This window comes from Methylobacterium sp. B1 (assembly GCF_000333255.1).
Classification (GTDB): Bacteria; Pseudomonadota; Alphaproteobacteria; order Rhizobiales; family Beijerinckiaceae; genus Methylobacterium; species Methylobacterium fujisawaense.
This window is the reverse complement of sequence record NZ_BACT01000335.1, coordinates 1-5,699: the sequence shown is the minus strand read 5'-3', so window position 1 is coordinate 5,699 and position 5,699 is coordinate 1. Positions and strand designations below refer to the sequence as shown.

General features: G+C 71.9%; 2 protein-coding genes and 2 pseudogenes. 3 read left to right on the top strand and 1 reads right to left on the bottom strand.

All coding sequences use genetic code 11. The features are described 5' to 3' along the window. Positions 1–409 (top strand): annotated as a pseudogene (locus I53_RS09825) (hypothetical protein); the annotation flags it as partial. A gap of 198 nt (positions 410–607) precedes the next feature. Here the strand turns inward: I53_RS09825 and I53_RS09820 are convergent. Then, positions 608–1,132, bottom strand: a complete 525-nt coding sequence (locus tag I53_RS09820) for a hypothetical protein (protein ID WP_043349830.1) — start codon at positions 1,130–1,132, stop codon at positions 608–610. A gap of 351 nt (positions 1,133–1,483) precedes the next feature. Between I53_RS09820 and I53_RS09815 the strand changes: the two genes are divergently transcribed. Beyond that, entirely contained in the window at positions 1,484–2,086 is a 603-nt protein-coding gene (locus tag I53_RS09815; protein WP_043349829.1) for an acyltransferase, read from the top strand. A 342-nt stretch (positions 2,087–2,428) separates the two neighbouring features. Next, positions 2,429–5,699, top strand: a pseudogene (locus I53_RS09810) (glycosyltransferase); the annotation flags it as partial.

Below are 5,699 nucleotides of genomic sequence, written 5' to 3'. Positions count from 1 at the left end.
CTGGCGATGCGCCCCGTCGCAGCTCTACCATTTCGCGACGCCCCGCATCTTCCGCCAGAAGCGCGCGCCCTTCGAGCCGGCCTGCCTGGACACGATGATGCGCGTCTACAATGCCGCGTTCTACGAGCTGAGCCAGTTCTGCCTCGACCGCAGCGACGCCGTGGCGGCCTTCTACCCGTCGACCACCGCCATCGACGAGGCGCCTCGCGACACCCTGGAATACGTCATGGCCAAGATCGCGGGCGAGACCCTCGCCGCGACTTTGGGGCGGACGCTCCCGAAGCTGCGGACCGTGATCGAGCGGCTGCCTCGGGTGAAGACCGATCAGACGGCCACGATCTTCCCCGTGCCGGCCGCCGCTCCGAGCGCGCTGATGCTGCCGATCATCCGGCGGATGGCGTCGGCCTGACCCGAAAGACCGGGGCGCGGAATCGACGGGCCGGACGGGGCCGTCACACGATTGTCGATCAATTCAAGCGCCCCCCCTGCACCGACACGAGCGCAGGACGGTGAGCCCGGCCAGCGCGACATCTCCGCGCGCGGCGCCGCTGTCTTGTTTCGCTCCGCCCGCCAAAGCCGGCACCGTCGCCCTCGCCGGACGCCCGGCTCACTCGGCGGCGTCGTGTTGGACCTCCGCATCCGAGTCCGGGTCGGCCTCGTCCTCGGCGTCAGCCTCACCGTCCTCGGACTCCACGGGCGCGGCGGCCGTGAAGAAGTCGCCGTTCCGGATCGCCTCGCCGCCGGTCACCAGCATGCTGAGATAGGTGTTGAGGGTATTCGGCGCGACGTCGGGCAGCCGCTCGGCGATCTCGACATGCGACAGGCCCTGCGGGCCGGCCGAGCCGAGCAGCGCCTTCAGCCGTCCCTTGGCCGAGTTCGCCCGGGGACCGCGGGCGCCGCGCCGTCCGCCGGAGGCGGGCGCGGCGCGTTCGGCCGCGGAGGCCCGCGGACCTTCGGGCACGTGGAGACCGGAGGCGTCCAGCGGGATCCCTTCGACGATCGAGGTCAGCGCCGCCTCGGCCGCCCGGAGCTTGGTCAGCTCGGCTCCGATCCGGTCGTAGTCGCTCTGGAGCGCGGCCCTGCGCGCCCGCACGTCGACCAGGGCCTTCGTCAGGGTGTTGTCCTCAGCCACCGGACGGCCTCATCCCATGATTTCGCTGGGTGACGGCATACGTCATAGGACTATTGCGGCGTCAACAGGCGCGCGGAGGCTCGCCGGCCGGGCCCGGTGACGGCCCGCGATCGGCAGCGCGAGTTGTGAGGACGACGCCCGATGGCTTAGAGACATCTTCGAACGCCTCTGCCGGCTTGGAGTCATCGGCGCAATTGCCGAATCTCGACGGATTCCGAATTCGGCACGCCGATACCGTAATCGTCACGTCAGAAGGCGAACGTTCTTCCACGGGTTCGATGTGCGGCCGTCCGCTCCGGGACGTCGGCCGCGTCGCGCCCAGGGGCATTCATAGATCCCGCAGAGCAAATTATGTCTTTGAATATTTTCGACAAAGGGGAGAATAATGTCATCGACATCGATTCGCGGGATCAGCATAGCCAAGCCGGAAAGATCTACATCAACGGCGACAACAACTACATCCGCATAGGCAGAGGCTGCGTGTCCGACAAGGACATGCACATCGTCATCGAGTCCAACTGCCGGTTCGATGTCGGCGAGCACGTCCGGCTCTCGATGGCCAACATCTATGTCGGCCCCAGCTCGATCCTGCGCATCGGCGACAGGACCGGCTTCACCGGTCTTGTCCATCTCAATCCCGTCGAGGCGAAGGCGATCGAGATCGGGACGGATTGCTCCATTGCGTCCGGCGTCTGGATGACGACGAGCGATTTTCACTCGATCGTCACCCGGGATACCGGGCAGCGGCTGAATCCGGCCAAGCCCGTTCGCGTCGGCAATCACGTCTGGATCGCCAATCACGCCACGCTCCTCAAAGGCTCCGTGGTCGGCGACAACGCCATCATCGGCGCACACGCTGTCGTCACCGGAACCGTGCCGCCCCATTGCGTAGCCGCCGGCAATCCCGCACGCATCGTGCGCGAGGACGTGACGTGGCGTCCGGACCTGATCTGACCGCACCCCGATGAGGCAGGCGAGGGCGGACGGCTCCGGGCCTCGGATCGGTCCTGCGGAGCACCGTCGGCGCCCCGTTGTTTACCCGGTGCGCGTGTTCCGTTAGGGCGATGAACCGCCGACACGGCGTCTCGTCCGACGCGCCGGCACGCCTTCGATCAAGCCCACAATCGGCCCGCGCGAACACATGCTCCTCCGAGCCTCAGGTCTCGTCTCAAGCGCCGCCGGGCCGAAGCCCGCCTCGGGGCTGGTGGCCTGCACCGCCTCCGACGCCGCGGATCGCGGACCGGCGCGCGCGGCGCGCGGCGCAGCGCGAGCGGTGCGTTGAAGCGGTTCTTCCGCCTGTACCGCAGGGTGCGCGGCAATCCGCTGATCCGGCTGGCGGTGCGCCGCGGCCTTCCGGCGGCGAACGATCTCGTCACCGCGGACGCGCAGATCGCGACTCTGGCCCCGCATGTCGACGCGGCCTTCTACGCGAGCTGGTACGGGATCACGGCCGATCCGGTGCGCGACTACCTCGTCCGCGGCTGGCGCGAGGGCCGCGACCCGCGCCCCGACTTCGACTCCGCCGCCTACCTCGCCGACCGCCCCTACCTCGCCCGGGCCGGCATCAACCCGTTCCTGCACGCCCTCACGCGCCGGCGCGCCCGGGCCAGCGGCGAGGGTGGCGGCGCGGGCGGGGCGGCCGGCGCGGCCGGCGCGCCCCTGCCCAAGCCCGACACGGCCCAGGCCGAGCGCCTCGCCCGCCGCCTCGTGGACGGGGCCTTCTACCTGGCCAACAACCCAGACCTCGCCGCCGCCGGCGTCGATCCGGTCGACCACTACATGGCCTCCGGCTGGCGCGAGGGCCGCGAGCCGGCACCGCAGTTCGACACCCTGGCCTACTGCCTCACCCGCGGCCTCACCTTCGCCACCCAGAACCCGCTGGTGCACTACGTCCGCAACGGCGGACCCGCCCGGCCGGACCCGGACGCGGCGCTGGCCCTGCGGATGGAGACCCTCGCCCCCTACTTCGACGCCGCCCATTACCGGCAGCGCCTGCCCGGCCCCCAGGCCGAGGCGCTGGCCGGGGCCTCGGACGCCGCGCTGCTGCGCCACTACGTGACGGAGGGCTGGCGGGCGCGGGTCAGCCCGCGGCCGGACTTCGACCCGGCCGGCTTCGTGCAGGCCCGCGCGGGCAGCCGGGCGGTCGGCGACGACCCGTTCTTCCGCTACGTCGCCGAGACCCGGCTGTCCGGGGGCGCGCCGTTCGCCGAGCCGCACCGGCTGAACCTGCCGGCGGTGGATGCGGACTGGTACCGGGCGACCTACCCGGACGTGGGCGGGCGGGAGCCGTACCTGCACTTCGCCGAGGCGGGCTGGCGGGAGCTGCGCGACCCGGGGCCCGGGCGCTCGACGCTGGCCGCGCTGCTGGGCGTCTGCGGCCTGCGCCCGGCGCGGGCGCCGATCGCCGATACGGGCTGGCTGGGGGCGATCGGGCAGGCGGCCTGCGACCGGGACGGGCTCCTGGACCTGCAGGCGCGGCTGGTGGCGGGGCATTTCGACCACGGCTTCTACCGGGCGCGCTACGGGCTGTCAGAGGCGGACGACGCCGTGCGCGACTATTGCGACACCGGCTGGCGGAACGGCCGCAACCCCAGGGCCGACTTCAACGGCTGGGCCTACCGCGCGCACCATCCCTACGTGGAGGCGACGGGCATCGCGCCCTTCGTCCACCATCTGGCCCGGGCGCTGCTGCGCGGCGACGACCTCACGGGCGACGCCTTCGATCCGCGCTACGGCGCGCCGCCGGCCGCGGAGGACGCGGAATTGTTCGAGCAGGCCCGCCTGATCGAGCCGTTCTTCGACGCGCCCTGGTACCTCAAGCGCTACCCGGATACCCGCGGCTTCGAGAACGGGCCGGCGATCCACTTCCTGTCCCACGGACAGGAGGAGGACCGCGATCCGAGCAAGACCTTCTCGACCCGCTTCTACCGCCGGGCCTACGGCCATCTCCTGGGTGCGGGGGAGTCGCCGTTCCTGCACTACGTGCGCACGGGCCGGGCCGCCGGGCTGATGGCCGCCCCCGAGGATCTCGGCACCTACCCGCCCATGGAGGCCCCCGCGCCCGACGCATGGGACCGCCTGCCCCGGGCCCTGCCCATCGACCAGGCCCGGGTCGTCGTGATCGTCCCGGTCTACAAGGGCCGCGGCGAGACCCTGCGCGCCCTCCACGCCTGCCTGTCCCAGCCCCAGGCCACGCCCTTCACCCTGCTCGCCGTCAACGACCGCTCCCCCGACCCGGAGCTCACCGCAGACCTCGCCCGGCTCGCCGGCCGCGGCCTGTTCCACCTCGTCGAGAACGAACGCAACCTCGGCTTCGTCCGCTCGGTCAACCGCGCCCTCGGCCTGCGCCAGGGCCGCGCCGTCGTCCTGCTCAATTCCGACGCGCAGGTCTTCGGCGACTGGCTCGACCGGCTCGTCGCCCACGCAGAACCCAAGGCCGAACCCGAGGCCGAAGCCGGGGCGGGGCTGCGCGTGGGCAGCGTCACGCCGCTGTCCAACAACGCCACGATCTGCTCCTACCCGCGCTTCAACGCCAACAACACCATGCCGCTGGAGATCGACCGCGCCGATCTCGACCGCATGGCCGCGCAGGTCAACCGCGGCCACGCCGTGCCCGTGCCCACCGGCGTCGGCTTCTGCATGTACATGACCGCCGCCGCGCTCGACGCCGTCGGCACCCTCGACGCCGAGGCCTTCGGCAAGGGCTACGGCGAGGAGAACGACTGGTGCCTGCGCGCCATCAAGGCGGGCTTCGTCAACCTGCTCGCCGAGGACGTGTTCGTCTACCATGCCGGCCAGATCTCGTTCGGGCTCGACGAGGGCGGCGAGTACGTCCAGGGCCAAGCGGCCCTGCTGGCCAAGCACCCCGACTACCCGGCCCGGGTCGGCCAGTTCGTCCAGGCCGATCCCGGCCGGCGCGGGCGGGCGCGGCTCGACCGGGCGCGGCTGGCCCGGCACTTCGCCGGCCGGGCGCTCCTGTACGTGACCCATTCCTGGGGCGGGGGCATCCAGCGGCACATCGACGACATGGTCGCCCAGGCCCGGGCCGAGGGCCTGAGCGTCGTGCTGCTGCAGATCGACCGGACCCGCAACCTCGAGGTCCACGTCGCCTACCGCAGCCCCGAATTCCTGTACCTGCCCAACCTCGACAGCCTGTACCTGCCGCGGGACGCGGACGAACTCGCCGGCTTCATCGCAGAGCTGGCGCCGGTCCTGATCCACGTGCACTCGCTGGCGGGGCTGCGCTGGGCGGCGGCGCGGGCGCTGATGGATCGGGTGGCGGGGTCGGGCCGGCCCTACGCCTGGACGCTGCACGACTACTCGCCGGTGTGCCACCGCAACCACCTGGTGCAGCCGGACGGGCGCTATTGCGGGCTGGCGCCGGTCAGCGCGTGCCGGGCCTGTCTGGCTTCGGACGCGGACGGGTTCGAGGAGCCGGATCCGGGGGAGCGGCGGGCGGCTTTCGGGGCGTTCCTGGCGGGGGCTTCGCGGGTGTTCGCGCCGTCCGCCGAACGGCCGGCCGGATCCGGGGCGTGTACCCGGATCTCGCGGTCACGGTGCGGCCGCA

Excerpts from the sequence above, each read along its gene's own strand:
- I53_RS09815 (WP_043349829.1), top strand. The coding sequence starts at position 1,484 with ATGTCTTTGAATATTTTCGACAAAGGGGAGAATAATGTCATCGACATC.